At 34.9% G+C, this 17,924-nt stretch carries 20 protein-coding genes; 3 read left to right on the forward strand and 17 right to left on the reverse strand.

Annotation, left to right across the window (positions count from 1 at the left end; genetic code table 11):
- The 3 genes from BLT04_RS09245 to BLT04_RS09255 all read left to right on the forward strand — a co-directional run bounded on the left by BLT04_RS09245 (position 1) and on the right by BLT04_RS09255 (position 4,588).
- Entirely contained in the window at positions 1-1,254 is a 1,254-nt protein-coding gene (locus tag BLT04_RS09245) for an alpha/beta hydrolase (RefSeq protein ID WP_228421924.1), read from the forward strand.
- Positions 1,255-1,453: 199 nt separating this feature from the next.
- On the forward strand, positions 1,454-2,548 hold the full coding sequence (locus tag BLT04_RS09250; protein WP_089755484.1) for a hypothetical protein: 1,095 nt from the start codon (positions 1,454-1,456) through the stop codon (positions 2,546-2,548).
- A 27-nt stretch (positions 2,549-2,575) separates the two neighbouring features.
- Positions 2,576-4,588, forward strand: coding sequence for an FG-GAP-like repeat-containing protein (locus BLT04_RS09255; RefSeq protein WP_089755485.1), 2,013 nt, complete (start codon positions 2,576-2,578; stop codon positions 4,586-4,588).
- Positions 4,589-4,690: 102 nt separating this feature from the next.
- On the opposite strand, the gene BLT04_RS09260 is transcribed toward BLT04_RS09255, so the two are convergent.
- From BLT04_RS09260 to BLT04_RS09340, 17 genes are all read right to left on the reverse strand, one after another.
- Positions 4,691-5,863: a DUF2062 domain-containing protein gene (locus BLT04_RS09260; protein WP_089755486.1), complete on the reverse strand. Its 1,173-nt coding sequence runs from the start codon at positions 5,861-5,863 to the stop codon at positions 4,691-4,693.
- Positions 5,864-5,867: 4 nt separating this feature from the next.
- Complete coding sequence (locus BLT04_RS09265) at positions 5,868-6,344, reverse strand: hypothetical protein (RefSeq protein ID WP_089755487.1); 477 nt, start codon at positions 6,342-6,344, stop codon at positions 5,868-5,870.
- A gap of 4 nt (positions 6,345-6,348) precedes the next feature.
- Positions 6,349-6,720, reverse strand: coding sequence for a 3-hydroxyacyl-ACP dehydratase (locus BLT04_RS09270; RefSeq protein ID WP_089755488.1), 372 nt, complete (start codon positions 6,718-6,720; stop codon positions 6,349-6,351).
- A 3-nt stretch (positions 6,721-6,723) separates the two neighbouring features.
- The gene (locus BLT04_RS09275; RefSeq protein WP_089755489.1) at positions 6,724-7,329 is read right to left on the reverse strand and encodes an outer membrane beta-barrel protein; all 606 of its coding nucleotides are present in this window, start codon (positions 7,327-7,329) and stop codon (positions 6,724-6,726) included.
- Between the two features lie 6 nt (positions 7,330-7,335).
- Positions 7,336-7,971, reverse strand: a complete 636-nt coding sequence (locus BLT04_RS09280; protein WP_089755490.1) for a flexirubin biosynthesis protein LolB2 — start codon at positions 7,969-7,971, stop codon at positions 7,336-7,338.
- Complete coding sequence (locus tag BLT04_RS09285; protein WP_089755491.1) at positions 7,937-8,563, reverse strand: flexirubin biosynthesis/transport protein LolA2; 627 nt, start codon at positions 8,561-8,563, stop codon at positions 7,937-7,939. Before BLT04_RS09285 ends, BLT04_RS09280 begins: the two co-directional genes overlap by 35 nt.
- A gap of 82 nt (positions 8,564-8,645) precedes the next feature.
- Positions 8,646-9,386, reverse strand: a complete 741-nt coding sequence (locus tag BLT04_RS09290) for a polysaccharide deacetylase family protein (RefSeq protein ID WP_089755492.1) — start codon at positions 9,384-9,386, stop codon at positions 8,646-8,648.
- Between the two features lie 154 nt (positions 9,387-9,540).
- The gene (locus BLT04_RS09295) at positions 9,541-10,602 is read right to left on the reverse strand and encodes a beta-ketoacyl synthase N-terminal-like domain-containing protein (RefSeq protein WP_089755493.1); all 1,062 of its coding nucleotides are present in this window, start codon (positions 10,600-10,602) and stop codon (positions 9,541-9,543) included.
- Positions 10,599-11,798, reverse strand: a complete 1,200-nt coding sequence (locus BLT04_RS09300) for a beta-ketoacyl-[acyl-carrier-protein] synthase family protein (RefSeq protein ID WP_089755494.1) — start codon at positions 11,796-11,798, stop codon at positions 10,599-10,601. The genes BLT04_RS09295 and BLT04_RS09300 overlap by 4 nt, the downstream gene beginning before the upstream one ends.
- An 83-nt stretch (positions 11,799-11,881) precedes the next feature.
- On the reverse strand, positions 11,882-12,139 hold the full coding sequence (locus tag BLT04_RS09305; RefSeq protein ID WP_089755495.1) for a phosphopantetheine-binding protein: 258 nt from the start codon (positions 12,137-12,139) through the stop codon (positions 11,882-11,884).
- A 95-nt stretch (positions 12,140-12,234) separates the two neighbouring features.
- A complete protein-coding gene (locus tag BLT04_RS09310) occupies positions 12,235-12,774 on the reverse strand; it encodes a 3-oxoacyl-ACP synthase (RefSeq protein ID WP_089755572.1) in 540 nt (179 codons plus the stop codon).
- A 10-nt stretch (positions 12,775-12,784) separates the two neighbouring features.
- On the reverse strand, positions 12,785-13,954 hold the full coding sequence (locus BLT04_RS09315; RefSeq protein ID WP_089755496.1) for a beta-ketoacyl synthase N-terminal-like domain-containing protein: 1,170 nt from the start codon (positions 13,952-13,954) through the stop codon (positions 12,785-12,787).
- On the reverse strand, positions 13,951-14,376 hold the full coding sequence (locus tag BLT04_RS09320) for an acyl-CoA thioesterase (RefSeq protein WP_089755497.1): 426 nt from the start codon (positions 14,374-14,376) through the stop codon (positions 13,951-13,953). The genes BLT04_RS09315 and BLT04_RS09320 overlap by 4 nt, the downstream gene beginning before the upstream one ends.
- Positions 14,366-15,637: an ABC transporter permease gene (locus tag BLT04_RS09325; protein WP_089755498.1), complete on the reverse strand. Its 1,272-nt coding sequence runs from the start codon at positions 15,635-15,637 to the stop codon at positions 14,366-14,368. Before BLT04_RS09325 ends, BLT04_RS09320 begins: the two co-directional genes overlap by 11 nt.
- The gene (locus tag BLT04_RS09330) at positions 15,624-16,379 is read right to left on the reverse strand and encodes an ABC transporter ATP-binding protein (RefSeq protein WP_089755499.1); all 756 of its coding nucleotides are present in this window, start codon (positions 16,377-16,379) and stop codon (positions 15,624-15,626) included. The genes BLT04_RS09325 and BLT04_RS09330 overlap by 14 nt, the downstream gene beginning before the upstream one ends.
- A 1-nt stretch (position 16,380) precedes the next feature.
- Complete coding sequence (locus BLT04_RS09335) at positions 16,381-17,376, reverse strand: BtrH-related acyltransferase DarH (protein WP_089755500.1); 996 nt, start codon at positions 17,374-17,376, stop codon at positions 16,381-16,383.
- Entirely contained in the window at positions 17,376-17,780 is a 405-nt protein-coding gene (locus BLT04_RS09340; protein ID WP_089755501.1) for a flexirubin biosynthesis protein DarG, read from the reverse strand. The genes BLT04_RS09335 and BLT04_RS09340 overlap by 1 nt, the downstream gene beginning before the upstream one ends.
- Positions 17,781-17,924 lie beyond the last annotated feature (144 nt).

Raw genomic sequence — 17,924 nt, forward strand, 5'->3', positions numbered from 1 at the left:
ATGAAGAAAATTTTAAACTTATTTTTGATTTTAGCATCATTATTTTTATTTGCTCAAGAAAGAAAAGATATTGGAAGTCAATTTATTAAAACGTTGTTGATTGACAAAAATGCTGAAAAAGCTCACACTTTTTTTGATGCTTCTGTTGCTGCGCAGGTTCCTGTTGGAGAATTAAAATTACTTCCGGAACAGCTTGAAGGTCAGTTGGGAAAGCTTAAAAATATTCTTGAAATCAATAATGAGAATGATTCTTATTATTACTATTCTGAGTTTGAAAAATCAAAATTAGATATTCAGATTACTTTCAGTGGAGAAAATAAAATTATTGGATTTTTCTTTGTTCCGCACAAAATATTCGATAAGGCAGATGATAAAACGGCTTTAAAAATAAAAAGCGATGATATTGAATTAAAAGGAACACTTTTACAGCCGAAACAAAATGATCAAAAGAAATTAGTCATTTTTGTTCATGGTTCGGGACCGCAAGACCGGGATGAAACTATCGGGGAAAATAAACCTTTTAAAGACATCGCGGAATATCTTTTGAGCAACGGAATTTCTTCTTACAGATACGACAAAAGAACCTATTCTAATCCTGAAACTTTTAATGATGAATCGACAGCCGAACAGGAAACAATCAATGATGCTGTAAATGTGGCGAATTATTTTAAGAATAATGAACAATTTAAAGAATATCAGATTACTGTTTTGGGACACAGCCAAGGTGCTTATCTGATGCCGAAGATTGCAGAAAAAGCCCAGGTTTCAAAATACATTTTCATGGCGGGAAATGCAAGACCGCTGCAGGATGTTATTGTTGATCAGTTTAATTATATTCATACCATTGATCCGACAAAAATCTCAAATGAAGAGCTTCAGAATATGAAAAAGCAAGTTGATTTTTTACAATCGAAAAAATTTAATTTAGATTCTCCAAAATCTGAGCTTCCACTGGGATTATCTGCTTCTTATTGGAAGTATTTAATTGATTATAAGCCTCTTGAAGCTGTTAAGTCTATCAAAAGTCCCATGTTTTTTGCACAAGGCGGAAGAGATTATCAGGTAACGGAAAAAGATTTTGCGCTTTGGAAAAATCAGTTAAAAAATAACAAAGCTGCTGCATTTAAATTCTATCCTTCTTTAAATCATCTATTTATTAAAGGAACCGAGCAGCCTTCTCCAAAAGATTATGAGATAAAAGGAAATGTGGATGAGGAATTTCTGAAAGATTTGGTGCAGTTTATTTTAAAATAATTAAAATATATTTCATTGAGTTTTGCTGGGAAATTCTGTTTGCGATTTTGAAGGTGATTGGAGCGTTTTCATTGATTTATTTATTTTGTTTTGACTGTTTTATTTTATTATTTTAACTGTTTTTGCTTTTTTAGTGTAAAAATGTTTGGTCCTTAATGGTTTTATTATTTATATTCGTTCCCTTAAAACCATGAAACGAATGAGAAAATTCTATTTCTTATCTTTTGTATTTTTATTGATAATATTCTCTTGTAAAGATGATGGGAGAATTGAAGGTGTGGAAGTCGAAAGTTCTTTTGTAAATTTTGATATTAATGCGGTTCCTTATGCTAAATTATCTACGTATGCTTTTTTTACGGGGGAACTTAAAAACCTAAATCCATCAAGCAAAGTAATCCCTTATGAGCCTGCAAGTTCGCTTTTCACCGATTATGCCCTGAAAAAAAGATTTATCTGGATGCCACAAGGCACAAAAGCCACTTTTGACGCTGATGATAAAACACTGAATTTCCCTGTAGGAACTGTTTTAATAAAAAGTTTCTATTACAATACAATACAGCCTAATAATACGACCAAAATACTTGAAACCCGATTGATGATAAGAAAATCAACCGGATGGATTTTTGCGGAATATTTATGGAATGATGATCAGACAGAAGCGAATTTAGTTACCGGAACAGATTTCACAAGCGGCAGCTCTAAAAATATTACATTTAAAAAAGACAATGGCGATATTATCACAACTGATTACAGAATCCCTTCTGAAACAGAATGTTATGCCTGTCATAAATTAGATAACAAGCCTGTTCCGATTGGTGTAAAACCCCAAAATCTTAACGTGTCATACAATTATCCCAACGGACTGAAAAATCAGCTGCAGAAACTGGTGGATGAAGGTTATCTTCAAAGTTATCCTTCCAATATAGTTTCCACGGTAAATTATAAGGATACAAGCAAGCCTTTGGATATCCGTTTGCGCTCTTATCTTGATATAAACTGTGCACATTGCCATCAGGATAATGCCCGCTGCGATTACCGGGCAATACGGTTAAGCTTCAGCCAGACAACAAACCTGGCAAAATTGGGAGTCTGCATACTGGCAGATGAGCCTATAGATCCGTCATTGGAAAGAATTATCACGCCTGGGAATCCAAACAAATCTGTGATGCATTTCAGACTGAGCTCTACCAATGAAAACAACAGAATGCCTTTACTGGGCAGAACGATTGTTCATGATGAAGGGGTTGAGCTTTTAAAGCAGTGGATTTCTTCGTTAAACCAGACTTGTCCATAAAAATTAATAATAACAAACGTATAACTCATGAAAAAAATATTACCCTTTTTTGTTTTACTATTGAATAGCACATGGGCAATTGCACAGCTTACATGTGCCACAGCAGTTCCCCTCAGTTTGGGAACAGTCACTGCTCCTGCTGTTACAGGCGATGCGCCGGCAACGGCCTGTTCATTAGGTTTATCCGGATCAAAAGGCTTATGGTATAAATACACGGCCACGCAGAACACAACGATCAGAGTTGCCACTTCAGCTGCCGGGCAAAATGCAGATACACGATTGATTGTATTTACAGGAAGCTGTACAGCATTAAATTGCCTGACTGCCAATGACGATTTTGCAGGGAATTTCTCTCAGGTTACTTTTAATGCAGTGGCCGGAACGACTTATTATATTGTTTTTGATAATAAATATTCTTCCTTAGGGTTTAATATTACCCTTTCTGAAGTCGTTGTTGTGCCGGATCGTCTGTCTTTCACTCCACAGCCGATAACAGCAACAGGATCTTTTAACAATTGTGTTGTGGATATGAATGGGGATTATCTTGATGATGTTGTTTCCGTGATAAGTCCTACTCAAATTATGATTTCTTATCAACAGGCCGGCGGTGGATTTACCAGTACCACTTATACGGTTCCTACGACTTCGATAACTCCGTCCTGGAGCATTGCTGCAGGAGATTATGATAATAACGGCTATAATGATCTTGTGTATGGCTCGGGAAGCGGAATTGCTTTTTTAAAGGCAAATTCAGACGGAACGGCTTATACTTCAGACAGAAAGCCACAATCCTTTTTAGTTCAGAGAACCAATTTTATAGATATTAACAATGATGGGAAATTAGACGCCTTTATTTGTGATGATAATGCTCCGAACAGATATTATTTAAATGACGGAACGAATATGAATCATCATCAGGGAGGATTGGGAGATTTCCCTTCCGGTGGAAATTACGGCTCTATCTGGATCGATTATGATAACGACGGAGATATGGATCTTTATATCGCAAAATGTAGCGGCGGAGGTTCAGGCCCCGGCGGAAATATTGACGAACTGCACAGAAATAACGGAAACGGGACCTTTACAAACGTAGCGCTTACTGCAAACATGGCCAATCCTACGCAAACATGGTCTTCTGCGTGGGGGGATTTTAATAATGACGGATGGATGGATGCGGTGGTAGGAATTAATTCCACAACCAACGGACTGAGTAAAGTGATGAAGAATAACGGAGACGGAACATTTACTGATAAATCGGTAGGTTCTGGTTATGATACGACAAATGCTTTGAGCAGGGAATATGTTGCTTATGATTTTGATAATGACGGGTTTTTGGATGTTTTAGGCGCAGGAAATACAATCATGTTCGGAAATGGAGATTTCACATTTGTTCCGAACTCAAACCCTTATAATATTGATTATTACGACCGACCTGTCGGAGATTTGAATAACGATGGATTTTTGGATATTCAGAATGGCAATAACGTGATGATTAATTCCGGAAATACAAATAAATGGCTGAAAGTAACCCTGAAAGGAATACAAAGCAACAGAAACGGGATCGGAGCCAGAGTAGAAATCTATGGCGCATGGGGAAAACAAATCCGTGATATACAGAGCGGAACAGGATTCGGAAATATGAATACATTGAATGCTCATTTCGGCATCGGCCAGGCTACGGCCATTACAAAAGTTGTCGTAAAATGGCCTTCAGGAATTGTTGATGTAATTAATAATGTAACCGCAAACACTACATTAAACGTTGTAGAAGGGTCATTCCTAAATACGAAAGATGTTCAGGCTACTCAGGAAACATTCACGGTTTATCCAAACCCTACGCAGGATATCATCAATTTTAAAACCACAAATGACTTTATTCCGGTAGTCGCAAAAGTATATGAAATGAGCGGCAGAATGGTTTTACAGGCAAAAATTGAAAGAAGCTCAATTTCAGTTAAAGAATTAAATTCAGGGAATTATGTTTTAGTTGTTACAGATAAAAACGGTAAAAACTATTCTCAGAAAATAACGAAGAAATAATAAAATATTACTATAATTAATTACTGCAAGGTCGATAGGCTTTGCAGTTTTTTTATTAAAAGACTTCTGGTTAAATCTTATATTAATTAAAAAAGTTTAAAATTAATTATTTTCCGGACTTATTTTATTAAGAAAAAGAAACGTGGCAATTCCTGAAATGACAGACATTGTGGTCGCTAAAATCGCGCTTCCGATCACATATTGAAGGAGATTATTTTTAACCAAATCAAAATTAAGGTCCTGACTTAAAATATTGCTGTCACCATGTACAAATGGTGCTCCCAAAAACAATGCAGCCGCAATAATAAAAGGAATAAATGGGGGTAAACTCACATTGGAAGCCACAAAAGCCAAAACTTTATTTAATTTAAAGAGAACTGACAAGGATATCACAAGCAATGTATGAAATCCCCAAAACGGAGAAAATCCTATAAAAACGCCCAAAGCAATGGAAAATGCTTTATTGCGATTGGTTCCGTCACTTTCAAGAACGTCTTCTTTTATGAACTTTTTAAAGCTTTTTTTTTTGAAATTATTCACGAAGTTTCTCGGAATAATATAAAGTAAAGTAATCGTCACCAGGATCGTATTCAGAATGCTGATCCTCGTAAAATCCTTGAATGGCCTGAAATGTGAAACCCTTTCCGCGGGGTCATACAAAACTTTGACCGGAACATTTTTCACCGGAACGTGTCTCCAGGCTGTTCTTACAATAATTTCAATCTCAAACTCGAATTTTGGTGTAAAATATTTTTTCGGAATTTTGTGCAAAGGATATAATCTGTAACCGGATTGAGTGTCTTCCAGCTTGATTCCGGTTTCAAACCAAAACCAAAAATTAGAAAAACGATTTCCGAAGCTGCTTTTTTTAGGAATACCGTCTTGTGACATATTCCGGTTTCCGATTAATAAAACATCTTGTTTTTCCTCAAGCAAAGCTTCAACAAACACAGGAATATCATCCGGATAATGCTGTCCGTCAGAATCAATCGTTATTGCATAATGGTAGCCCAGTTTTTTTGCCTTTCTGAAACCTATTGTAAGCGCGTTTCCCTTCCCTTTATTTTCAGGTAAATTAATTACATCAATTTGAGGATAATCATGTAAAATTTTTAAAGTAAGATCTGTTGAGCCATCATTCACTACAATGATATTTTCGGTGTAGTCCAATACACCGTCAATCACTCTTTTCAGCGTTTTATCGTTGTTGTAAGTAGGTATTAAAACACAGATTTTCTTTTCAGAAATTACATTTTGTACTTCAGAGAAGGTCATTTTTTTATTTTAATGTTGCTCTTTCTTCGTCTGTAATTGTTTTAGACTGCATCGCAAACTTTTTCACATAAGCTTTTATTGCAGTGTTTTGTTTGCTGTAATTATTTAAGATAAATGCTTTATCATCTTTAATGCTTCCTCGATATCCTACAATTTTAGGAATATTTTCCTGAACGCTTAATCGTATTACTCGCAATTCAATATTATTAGGATTATTTTTAATGATACTTTCAAGACTTGCCGCGCCGGATTTTACGAGAGCTTTTCTGTTTTCTTTAACAATTTTTGCCTGCATAATTTTTGCTGCGGCCTGGTAACCGTTTGTCACTGGATCAGTACCGGTTTGTTTTTCGGCAAGATTGATAAAAGCTTGCGTATTGGCATTAGAAGCATTTGCTTTTGCATAGCTGTATCTCAATGCATCTAGATCAGTTTGAAAAAAGAATATGAAAGCTGTTATTAATGATAAAATAAGTTTCATAATGTTATTTTTTATAGTTTACTGACATTTTTAATGCAATAGTCTCGCCAAAAGAAGTTGTATTTTTTACTTTCACTTCTTCTTCGCTTTCAGTAATATCTAATTGAAGTTTCAGATCAGGCGTTTCAAAAGGATTAATGATCGCCATAAATTTCACATTTGAAGCAGATTTTAAGAATAATTTTCTGTCTGTAAATTCTTCTGTCAGTTCTTTTACAATCTGCATCATACAAACTCCTGGAGTTACAGGATTTCCAGGAAAATGGCCTTTAAAAATGTCATGATCTTTGTTTAAAGAAATAGTTGCGATAAAGCTTCCGTTTTCTGCCTTTTCGTATGATTGTAAAGTATAAAAGTCTGTAAGAATGGTCTGCATAGATTATTTTTTCGTATTAAAAGTATAATAAACTCCCGCCTGAAGCAAAACATTAGTCCTGTTTTCATCGCCACTGTAAGCAACTTCTACAATTCCTTTTTTTACTCTTGCTTCAATTCCAAAATTGTTGGTAATATCATAGCCTACGCCCAACAAAAAGCCCAAATCAACATTATTAGAAGGATTAAATCCGTTGTCTTCTAACGCAAAATCAATTGAAGGTCCTACATGAATATTGAATTTCTGGAAATAAAATTTATTGACAAGCTGTAATGACAGGTACGAGATTTTTGGCTCGTAAGTTTCATTGGCTACTTTTATTTTGCTTCCCTGTCTGGAATAATTAAGTTCAGGCTGAAGGGCGTAAAACTTTGCAAATCTGATGTTTCCGAAAAAACCGACATAAAAATCTGCTATAAAATCTGTTTCCTCTTTTTGATAATTTGAATAATAGGGATCAGGCTCTTCGTCAAACCAGTTATAAATGCCATTATCAGATTGGGTAAATTTTGCAAGATTTAAACCTGCCCTGATTCCCGGACTAAAAGTTACCTGAGCGAAAGACAGGCTTGAAATCAAGATGATGAGTAAAAAAGTTAGCTTTTTCATGTTAAATTATTCAGTTTCGGTTATTTGAAATAGTTTTATATTGATTTTGAAATCTTTATGTTGAAGACTCAAACTATCCGCGAAGATATGTTTTTTTGCATCAAAAGTAAAATCGATTTTCTCTTTGTTGTTTTTTGTATAAATAATATGTTTTAACAAATTATTTTCTTTGTTAAAGAACAGATAATACCTTTTTTTATCAACTTTTGAGAGATAGATCTTAGAATTTTCGTTTTCAAAACTTTCGCTTACAGGATATTTTTGTTTTAACAATTGTTGAAAGTCATTCTTTAAAAAATTAATAACAATTTTTTTATCTAAATCCGGAAGCACATAGTTCAACTTAAAATTATTACCTGAAACCTCAAAATCAATTAATTTATTTCCAAAATCAGAAGTTAATGCTACGCGATGAGTGTTTTCGTTGATTTTTTTAATAATTAAAATGCCGCTTACATGATTTTTATAAATATCCATCTGGCATTTATAAACATAATCTTCATTGGATGAAAAGTATAAATTTTCAACCGTTTGCTCGGAATTTGGTACAGATTTTACGCCTGTGAGTTTATACGTTTTACACGAAACAAACAGTAAAAAAATCAGGCTATAAAGAAAACTCTGAAGCAGGAATGGGCGCATTGATCTTAGTGTTTTTAAAAACAATATTGGTAGTGTCTCCCGAAGCTTCCGTCATATTGACCTGAGAAACTGTCGTTTGGCTTTTCGGAAAATACAATTCAATCTGCTTAATGTATTTCAGTAGCTGAGCAGATTTGGGAGTAAATTTTGCAATGTTAAAATTTCCGTTTTTAAAATAACTCACTGAAAATTCAGGATCATTGAACATTTTCCCGTTTGAGCTTCCAACGATCAATTTATTGATTTTTTCGAAAGTTTTGCTTTTTGCATCGACAGAAGATTTTTTCCCCTGATCGTTAATAAAAATTTTATTGTCCTTGAATATAATGCTGTACTGATAAGGCTTGGTGTATTTCCAGCTTAAAATATTTGGCGTTTTTAGGGACATTCTTCCGTAAGTGACAATACTTTTATCCAAAAAATCCATTTTCTTGGTTTGGATAAAATCACTTTGTAAAGTTTTTATTTCCTTCGTTTCAGATGAAACTTTTGTTACAAAAGCCTTTGCTTCAGGGCTTGTCATTGCTGTATTTTGAGCAAAAAAGAAGCCTGAAATCAATAGAAATACTCCAAAAGCAATATTTTTAATCATTTTTTATAAATTCGGTTTATTTTAATTTAAATTGGATTTTATCCAATTCTTCGTTAAGTCGTCCCTTCGGGACTTCCTGTCGTTACTTTTTATCACTATCAATAGTAAAAGTTGAGTAGTTTTTCTCCTTCAAAAATACTAATAAATCTTTCAACACATGATACGTTTTTTCTGAAGTATCGTGAAGAAGAATGATGCTTCCTTTTTTTAATCTTTTAGTGACTTTTCTGTAAATTTTTTTCTCATCGTCGGTTACCGTATCCAAAGAGCGGACATTCCAGCCGATGCTTTTTTTGTGCGTTTTTTTAATCGCTTTTGCAATATTGGGATTGGTAACACCGAAAGGAGGGCGATATAAATTGGTTTGTATATTGCCGATTTTAGAAATGATTTCATCACATTTTTCAATTTCTTCAACCATCTTGGAAGTTGATAAAAATCCGGTATTGTTGGAATGTGAAAGCGTATGGTTTCCAACCGTGTGGCCTTCAGCAATTATTCTCTGAAGAATTTCAGGATATTTTTCAATCTGTTTTCCGATGCAGAAAAAGGTTGCTTTTACTTGATTCTCTTTTAATAGATCTAGAAATTTAGGGGTAAATTCAGTTGGTCCATCATCAAATGTCAATGCTACTTCTTTAATTTTCGTTCTTTTATGCGTAAAACTATTGACAAAATATCCTAATGTAATATCAAAAGAACCCCAGCCTAAAACCGCTATAAATCCCAGAAAACAGAAAAGATATACCAAAAACCCTCCTTGAAACGCATAAGTAAAAACGTTACAGAAAAGATAAAATAGGATAAATGGGTAGTGTTTCATCTTTTATTGTTTTTGAATTAAATATTCATTTCCTTTAAGCGGCGTGTTTTTCATTCCGTAGGAATCTCGGCGTAAATTTTAACGTTGCTTAGATTCCACGCTCCATTTCGTTTAGCTCTGAATGACAAAAAAACTGATCGCTTTGCGTTATAAATTAAGCTTTTTCCAACAAAACCAAACTATGATCATTTCCACCCAAATGATTATATAAAAGAATATTTTTAATTTCTTCTTTTTTCAATGAATTAATCATCATCACCTCCGGAATTTCCTGATTTTTCAAAATATGACAAGCCATAAATGTTGAAAAACCACTTGCTGTATTAAATTCTCCGCTCAAATGTTTGTAATATAGCAAAGCCGAATTTTGAAATAAATCCATTGCTTTTCTATAATAAACATCAGATGTTGCATCGCCGCTGAAACCTAAAATAATGGCATCAATATCATGATTTGTTATCTTATTTTTGGCTAAAAAACCTTCAATAAACGATTGAGCTTCGTCCGGATTTAATCTGCTTCTTATTTGAATATCAGTTAATTGAGCGTAAGAATTCTCTGTTTTATCTTTTCCTAAGACAAAAAAACTCGAGCCTTCACCCCAAATAACTCCATCTGTTGTTGAATTTAAATAATCAACGGGAAGATTTTCTTCTTTTTTAATGGTTTTGTTTAATTTGTACAATTCCATTGTTCTTTCGGTCTGTTCGTCTGTTGAACCCACTAAAATATTCTCGGCTTCACCATCATTAATCTGCAATTTTGCATCCAAAAACGAAAATTCCAGAGACGAAGAAGTATTCACATAGGTGAAATTGTAAGCGTGGCATTGCAAACCCAAAGCAATTTGCCCTGCAACGGTATTATGAGTAGACTGAATAAAAAACGTCGGAGTCAGAAACTCTTCCTTATTATCAATCACATTTTTTAAAAATTTTTCAGAATCCTGGGAACAGCCCATTCCTGTTCCGACAATAATGGCGTCCAGATTTTCAATTCCTGCTTCCTGTAAAGCATAATGAGAGGCTACGGAGCTCATTTTCACTGTTTTAGACATTCTTCTGATTAGTGCCGGAGGAATGAATTCTTTGTAATTGGGTTCAATAGCTTTTACAACCTGAGCTGAATTTTCAGGGCTAAGGTTTTGTGAAAAATTTTCACTTAAAGTGTCCTGAACCGAAATGCATGCTGCACCGTTAATATATACTGGAATCATGATTTTGAGAAAATTAAGGTTGAACAATTTCCTCCAAAACCAAATGAATTGGAAAGAACGTGATTGATATTTTTCTCTTTCAATTCTGTAACAGGTGTCAAATCAAATTCTTCCATCTTTGTTTTGAAATTCAAATTCGGGAAAATGACATTATTTTGAATCGCCAGCAATGAATAAACGGCTTCAATTCCTGCCGCTGCGGCTAGAGTATGGCCTGTAAATACTTTGGTAGAACTGAATTCCGGAACTTTGTTTTCTCCGAAAATACGAATCATTGCAATTCCTTCTGATAAATCATTATTAGGTGTTGCCGTTCCGTGAACGTTGATATAATCAATATTTTCTTTATCTAAACCGGAAACTTTTAAAGCTTTTTCCATAGCTAAATAAGCACCTTGTCCATTTTCCGAAGAAGCGGTTTGATGGTGCGCATCGTTGGCATTTCCGTAACCGGAAAGGTAGCCTAAGACTTTTTTATTTTCCTTTTTTACGATTTCGTCAGATTCCAAGACCAAAAAAGCGGCTGCTTCACCCAGATTCAGGCCTTTTCTGTCGTTATCGAAAGGGGTATTGTAAGAATCCGTAAGAATCATCAAGGTATTAAATCCATTCAAAGTAAATTTTGAAAGAGAATCTGTTCCGCCAACAATGACACGGTCTAAAACGCCGTTTTTAATCAATTTTGCGCCCATCATAATCGCATTTGCAGCAGACGAACAAGCCGTGCTGATGGTCGAAACCATGCCTTTCAGACCTAAATAATCTGCAATCGCCAATGATGAATTTCCCGCATCATGAGAGTCGATATATTTTTGCTTTTCAGGGAAATCTTCGTAGGTGTAGAAATATTTTTCGGTAATATCCATCCCGCCCACGCTTGTTGAGGAGATTAAACCGGTTTTATATCCGTTAATATCAGAAATTCCGGCGCTTTCTACCGCTTCTTTTGCAGCAACCATACCTAATAAAGCCGTTCTTGTTACATTATTATCTTCATTAAGCTGAAGTTTTTGTGCAAGCTCTTCATTAGATAATTTTATCTCGCCGGTTTTGATATTTCCGGCATGGCGTGTTTCAAACAATTGAATGTCTGAAATTCCGTGTTTCCCGGATTTTAACGAAATAAAATTTTCCTCCACATTGTTTCCAATGGAGGAAATGATGCCCATTCCTGTTATGGCAATTTTTTGACTCATCCTTTTTATAATGTAACAACGTATCAATTTAACAGTGTAACAATCTTGGTAAAATTGTTAAATTGATACATTGTTAGATTGATTTATTTCGTTCTGTTTTCTTCAATGAATTTTGCCATTGTATCGATCGATTGGAAAATTTCCTTTCCTTTTTTAGGATCAGCTAATTTTATTCCATATTCTTTGTCAAGAAGAACGATCAACTCTAAAGCGTCGATAGAATCCAACCCAAGACCTCCTCCAAATAAAGGATCAGTATCTTTGATTTCTTCTATTGCAACATCTTCAAGATTAAGGACTTCAATAATTTTGTGCTTTAATTCTTCTCTTAAGTTTTCCATAAAAATTATTTTAATGTACCAATGTAGCAGTGTACAATTTACTAATGTGATGACTGCAAATTATTGTTACATTGTTATATTATTAAATTGTTATATTAGTTAGTCAGCAAATATACAAAAGCTTTATAACTTTCCTGATAGAGTTCTACCCAGCCGCACAACACTTTATCAGCCTTGCCGGATTGCAATATCTGTTCTGAGTAATCGTTTAAAAATTTTTCATCAAATTCGTCCAAAACAAAAAAAGCATTCTCTGTCTGCATTTTATGTTTAATGCTGATTTCACCCACACAAATATTAGGCAAAGTGTACACAAAAACAGCAGGACTCGGAAAATAATTTTCCTGAGAGTTAATGCTCTCCTGATATTTAAAATCAGTGTCTAAACTTGATGATTTGTTGGCAAAAACCAATGCAGTTCTGCTTTGGTCATTATCTTTTAAAATCATTTCAGAAGCGAGAAAAGCCAGTTTGCTTAAGTTATCCATTTTATGAAATTTCGGATAATTTAGTGCTAAGCTTTTATAAGCTTCTTTCGCAAAATCTGAAAAATTTTCGGTTTGGGTTTCAAAAATAATTTCGTTATTGAGAATGATTTTTGATTGTTCTATGATGCAAATGTCTGTCTTCTTCATCGTTTTCATTTTAACATTTTTCCAAAACAATTGCTGCATTACACCCGCCAAAACCTGACGCCGTTTTCAAAATATATTTGATTTCAGCAGATTCGTTTTCTTTTATAATATTCAAAGGCTGGGAAGTTCCCGTTTCTTCAAAGTTCTTCGATGGAATTAAGATGTTATTCAAGGCACTTTCCATAGAAATAATACTTTCCAATAAACCTGACGCGCCTAAACAGTGTCCGTAATAGCCTTTCATACTATTCAAAGGAACATTTTGCAATTCCATTCTGTTGAAAGCGATGGCTTCCATTTCGTCGTTGTATATTGTCGCCGTTCCGTGTGCAGAAATAAAATCAATCTGTTCCGCTGAAACTTGCGCTTCTGTCATTGCATTACTGATGCTTAAAAATAATCCATCACCGGTTCTTGATGGCCCGGAAATATGATTGGCATCGTTGATGGCCGAGTCACCTAAGACTTTAAAACTAAATCTTTCGTTTGAGAGTGCTTCTTCACTTCGTTCCTCGCAATGACCTGTAATAAAAACTGCTGCCGTTGCTTCACCAATATTGATTCCGTTGCGGTTTTTGTCGTAAGGTTTGCAAGGTTCAGTTCCGATGGCCTGGAAAGAATTAAATCCTGAAATTACAAATTCTGAAATCTCATCTCCGGCAACGACAAAAGCATCTTTGTATTTTCCTGCCTGAATCATATTTTTTGCAATCGCAATCGCCATTACTCCGGAAACGCAGGCGTTGGAAACAACAATAGGTTTTGTTTTAAATCCGAAAAAATCCGCAATTTTCTGCGCCAGATTGGAAAGAAAAACGCTTTCCGGTAAAGCCGTCTGGTTTTTTAATGAACTGATATTTCCTTTTGTTGTTGATAAAATAAAAGCGGTTTCTCCTGAAATTTGATGTTTTTCAACTAAAGGTTTTAAACTGAGCAAAAACATTTTTTCAAGCCTTGTGAAATTCGTATTGTCATTCTGAGCGGAGTCGATGAATCTGTTGAATTCTTCTTCCAGTTTTTCTGAATTAATCATAGAAACGTAAAAAGGCTCCTGATTTTCTATGATTTTATGTAAAGCTACGCCGGATTTTCCTTCCAAAAGGGCATTCCAATTGGAGGAAACATCAAAACCTAAAGGCGTGACGCAGTTGTAATCTGTAATGTAAACCGGCTTTCTCATAATCCCATTTTATCTTTCCAAGCCTGAAAAAACTCGGGATTGTATAAACATAAATTATTCTCAGAATCCAGAAAAACCTGAATGGTTTCTCCGCTGCACACCAATTTATTTTCCTGATTGAAAATTTCGTATTTATAGATCAGTTTTGCAGAAGTTGAATTAACAAAAGTTGTTACGATATTGAAGGTTTCACCATATTTTAAAGGAAGAAAATGTTCGCAGGTGCTTTTCACGATCGGTGTTACAAATCCTGATTTTTGAATGTCGAGATAAGTTAAGCCGTGCTGCCTTCCAAAAGCTTCTCTTCCGTCCTCGAAATAGGTAATGTAATGCCCGTGCCAGACGATTCCCAAAGGGTCTGTCTCATTGAATCTTACACGTACTTCTTCCGTACAACTTAATATGTTTTCCTTAGACTGCATTCTGTTTTCTTTCGTAAAAAATGGAAATGGTTACCATTGCAATATAAAATAAAAATAATAAAACCAACTCTTTGGCTATTCCTGAAATTCCGCTGTTTCTTAAAATAATGTCGTAATAGGCATTTAACCCCCAGTTCATGGGAGAGAACTTGGCAATACTCTGCATAAATTCAGGCATTAAAAATACCGGAACCCAGATTCCTCCGACGGCAGCTAAAACCACAACCGAAGTCGCTCCAAACGGCGCCGACTGTTCCTGGGTATCAGCTAAAGTCCCTAATAGAACACCAAAACCGATCGCTGCCAATCCTGCAAAAATCGTCACAATAATTAAATGAAACATTTTTCCAGTAACATCAAATTGCGGTAAATCCATGTAAGGGAAAAGGTAAATTCCTACCGCAACCATCAGTAAAAACTGAATGATACAAATGATAAGATAAGTGAATGTTTTCCCTAAAATATGAATGTAATAAGGAGTTGGACTCACTCTTACCCTCACGCTTGTTCCCTGACTTTTTTCTTTAACTAAATTAATAGATAAAGGCACAACAATAAAGAAAATCGCAAACAGTGCCCAAGCCGGAACATTGTGCTGAACCGAGTTTGGCATTATGTCTACTTTTCCTTTTTTTGGAGTTATTTCTTTAAAACTGATTAAATTTTTATTTTCTTCAAGATTTTCGGTGGTTCCCAACTGATCCTGGAACGCTTTGTAAATCTTTTTATTTTCGATCTCAAAAACCATTTTATTGACAGAATTCATCACATTATTTTTGAAGCCAATATTGGTGGCAGGATCAAAATACAGATGAATATCTTTGGCCTTTACTTGAGTATTCTTTTTTGCCGAAGCAGAATCTGCCTCAATTCCAAATGAACTGACAATGGCCTGAACTTTAGCATCAATATTTGAATTTAAATCTTTCGTTAAATTTTCAGGAATGACAATTGCCATCTGATAATCTCCGGAAAAAACCGCATCCTGAGCCGATTTTTCAGTATAATTGGTCAACAGCTGGAATGTTTTGCTGTTTTCCAGTTCATGTTTTATATTTTTTGAAACTTCAGATTTATCGTTATCAATAAAAATAATCGGGATTTTTGAACCTTCCAGATTTTTAAACGTAGAATCCTGAATTAATGTAATCGTGATAATTAATAATAAAGGCATCACAAAAATAATGACAATTCCTCCGATATCTCTTTTCAGCAAAAGGATTTCCTTAACGAAACTTCTCCACAATTTATACAACAACATCTCTTAATTCTTTTCCGGTTAATGAAATAAAAACATCTTCTAAATTCTCGGCACTTGAAACTCTGTTCACCAATTCTTCGGGCGTTCCGACCGCATGAATTTTTCCATGATCGATGATGGCAATTTTTGTACAGAATTCTTCTGCTTCAGAAAGGTGGTGCGAAGTATAAATGATGCAGGTTCCTTTTTTATTTAAATCTAAAAGATAATCAATAATTGCTTTTTTAGACTGAACATCAACACCGACTGTCGGTTCGTCCAAAAACAGAACTTTCGGGTTGTGAAGTGTTCCTGCAATAAGATTGCAACGACGTTTCATCCCCCCTGAGAACTGCTCAACTTTTTTATCAGCGAATTTTGACAAACCCATAAGCTCTAAAGATTCGTCAATGGTATTGCGTAATTTTTTATGGCTTAAACCGTACAAACTTCCGAAAAACATTAAGTTTTCTTTAGCTGTTAAGGTTGGGTACAATGCATATTCTTGCGGAACGATCCCGATGATTTGTCTTAATTTGAAACCGTCTTTTTGAGGAGATAAACCATTAATTTTAAAAGTTCCTGAAGTAGGTTTTATCAACCCCGAAAGCATAGAAATCAAAGTCGTTTTTCCTGCTCCGTTGGGTCCTAGGATTCCATAAATCTCATTTTTATCGATATTTAATGAGATATCATTTACAGAAAACTCTTCTGCATGCTTGTACTTTTTATAGAGGTTTTTTATTTCGATGATATTCTCCACGTTAGATCGCTTTTCTCAGTTTTTTATAAAAAGCTTCTTCCAGATCGGCAATATGAAGCATTGATTTTGAAAGCTCGTTATAAATATTACTTTTTGAATTTCTGTTTTTGTAAACTCTTGCAATATCTACGGCGAAATCTCTCCAAAGGTCACCGATGGCAGTGATTTCTTTTGAAAGTTCTTTTAATTCGTCATTTTTAAGAATTACAGCAGCTTCTTGCAAAAAAGCACCGTAAATAAACCTGAACCCGCCACCGCCGGTTCCGATTTCTTCCTGCATCCTGATCAATTGCCCAAGATAATGATTGGTTACTTTTGTGCCTTTTTTCTCGGCCCATTTCGGGATATTTCTTGCTACCCATCTCATGGCTCTTACGCCAATAATAGGAACAGGAGCGAGCATATTTTTACAAGTATCTTTAATGCCTTTTTTGATGGCTTCTTCCAGATTTACATGTTCCGGAATGTAGGTAGGGTAGTACATATGCCCTTTTGGAGGCAGTGCGCCTTTGGCATATCTTACTTTTTCCAATTCTTCTTCGGAAAGGGAGGTAGTGTAATCCATTACGGGATCACTGATCAAGAATTTTCCGTTTTCTTTTCCGTAGACCACCAAATTATGGGCATTGAAATGGAATTTATATTCTTCAGGGAAATAAGTAAGGTTAAAAACCCCAACCTGAAGTCCTGTAGGAATGTTTTTTTCTAAATTTCTCTCTAACGCCAGTTGAGCTTCTTTTGGGTTAGAAAATTTTTCTCTTTTAATTTTAATTCCCAGTCTTTTTGCCGCTTTGCTGAAAATAGCTCCGGGCATTGGTCTGTAACTAAAACCGGGTGCAAAATTTACTTTTAAGAAAGGTAAGTACACGAAAAACAATCCGGAACCTATTCCGAAGATCATGGGTTCGCTGAGTTTTAATCCTTTGTTAAGCAATAAATTAGAGGCAACACCGTTTTCGCAATGTGCTGTTTGGTGATGTTCAAAATTGAGTTCCATTATTTTCCGTTGAAATTTTTTAATTCATCCACTGAAATCCCGAATGCGTCGGCGTATTTTTTCAGTACAGAATCGCTTAGTGTCTTAAAAATTTTTGGTTTTGCGTGTCTTTTCACTCGCCACTGCCACATTCCGACATAGGCTGCAAGAACCTGTACATCCATTTTATTCAGTTCCATGAAATAAATAATAGGGCTTACTGTATTATTGGCAACGTTTTGTTTTGCTTCTTCTATTCTTTCATTAATTAAAGCTAAAGACTCTTCCAAAGCAGCTTTTTTAGCTTCCCAACCGATGCTGTTGGCGGTTGTGTAGTTGTTGTTTTCATCGGTCACGTACAAAACCTCGGTCATATTTGCCGATTTCAGGTTGCTTTCGTCTTGAGGAAGGTCTTGCTTTTTCATCTAAATATTTTTTAAGTTTTAGATCTCAGATGAAAAAAATTCACCTGTTTTATGATTAACGGTATCGATCGGCTAAAATAGTGAAAATAGATTATATGTAAATCATATTATCTTTAGGGATAAAAATGTGCTTTAATTCACTGA

This window comes from Chryseobacterium soldanellicola, assembly GCF_900100115.1.
GTDB lineage: Bacteria > Bacteroidota > Bacteroidia > Flavobacteriales > Weeksellaceae > Chryseobacterium > Chryseobacterium soldanellicola.

Bases quoted from the DNA above. Each gene is read 5' to 3' on its own strand.
- BLT04_RS09245 (WP_228421924.1), top strand. From the start codon at position 1: ATGAAGAAAATTTTAAACTTATTTTTGATTTTAGCATCATTATTTTTA.
- BLT04_RS09250 (WP_089755484.1), top strand. From the start codon at position 1,454: ATGAGAAAATTCTATTTCTTATCTTTTGTATTTTTATTGATAATATTC.
- BLT04_RS09255 (WP_089755485.1), top strand. From the start codon at position 2,576: ATGAAAAAAATATTACCCTTTTTTGTTTTACTATTGAATAGCACATGG.
- BLT04_RS09260 (WP_089755486.1), bottom strand. From the start codon at position 5,863: ATGACCTTCTCTGAAGTACAAAATGTAATTTCTGAAAAGAAAATCTGT.
- BLT04_RS09265 (WP_089755487.1), bottom strand. From the start codon at position 6,344: ATGAAACTTATTTTATCATTAATAACAGCTTTCATATTCTTTTTTCAA.
- BLT04_RS09270 (WP_089755488.1), bottom strand. From the start codon at position 6,720: ATGCAGACCATTCTTACAGACTTTTATACTTTACAATCATACGAAAAG.
- BLT04_RS09275 (WP_089755489.1), bottom strand. From the start codon at position 7,329: ATGAAAAAGCTAACTTTTTTACTCATCATCTTGATTTCAAGCCTGTCT.
- BLT04_RS09280 (WP_089755490.1), bottom strand. From the start codon at position 7,971: ATGCGCCCATTCCTGCTTCAGAGTTTTCTTTATAGCCTGATTTTTTTA.
- BLT04_RS09285 (WP_089755491.1), bottom strand. From the start codon at position 8,563: ATGATTAAAAATATTGCTTTTGGAGTATTTCTATTGATTTCAGGCTTC.
- BLT04_RS09290 (WP_089755492.1), bottom strand. From the start codon at position 9,386: ATGAAACACTACCCATTTATCCTATTTTATCTTTTCTGTAACGTTTTT.
- BLT04_RS09295 (WP_089755493.1), bottom strand. From the start codon at position 10,602: ATGATTCCAGTATATATTAACGGTGCAGCATGCATTTCGGTTCAGGAC.
- BLT04_RS09300 (WP_089755494.1), bottom strand. From the start codon at position 11,798: ATGAGTCAAAAAATTGCCATAACAGGAATGGGCATCATTTCCTCCATT.
- BLT04_RS09305 (WP_089755495.1), bottom strand. From the start codon at position 12,139: ATGGAAAACTTAAGAGAAGAATTAAAGCACAAAATTATTGAAGTCCTT.
- BLT04_RS09310 (WP_089755572.1), bottom strand. From the start codon at position 12,774: ATGAAGAAGACAGACATTTGCATCATAGAACAATCAAAAATCATTCTC.
- BLT04_RS09315 (WP_089755496.1), bottom strand. From the start codon at position 13,954: ATGAGAAAGCCGGTTTACATTACAGATTACAACTGCGTCACGCCTTTA.
- BLT04_RS09320 (WP_089755497.1), bottom strand. From the start codon at position 14,376: ATGCAGTCTAAGGAAAACATATTAAGTTGTACGGAAGAAGTACGTGTA.
- BLT04_RS09325 (WP_089755498.1), bottom strand. From the start codon at position 15,637: ATGTTGTTGTATAAATTGTGGAGAAGTTTCGTTAAGGAAATCCTTTTG.
- BLT04_RS09335 (WP_089755500.1), bottom strand. From the start codon at position 17,376: ATGGAACTCAATTTTGAACATCACCAAACAGCACATTGCGAAAACGGT.
- BLT04_RS09340 (WP_089755501.1), bottom strand. From the start codon at position 17,780: ATGAAAAAGCAAGACCTTCCTCAAGACGAAAGCAACCTGAAATCGGCA.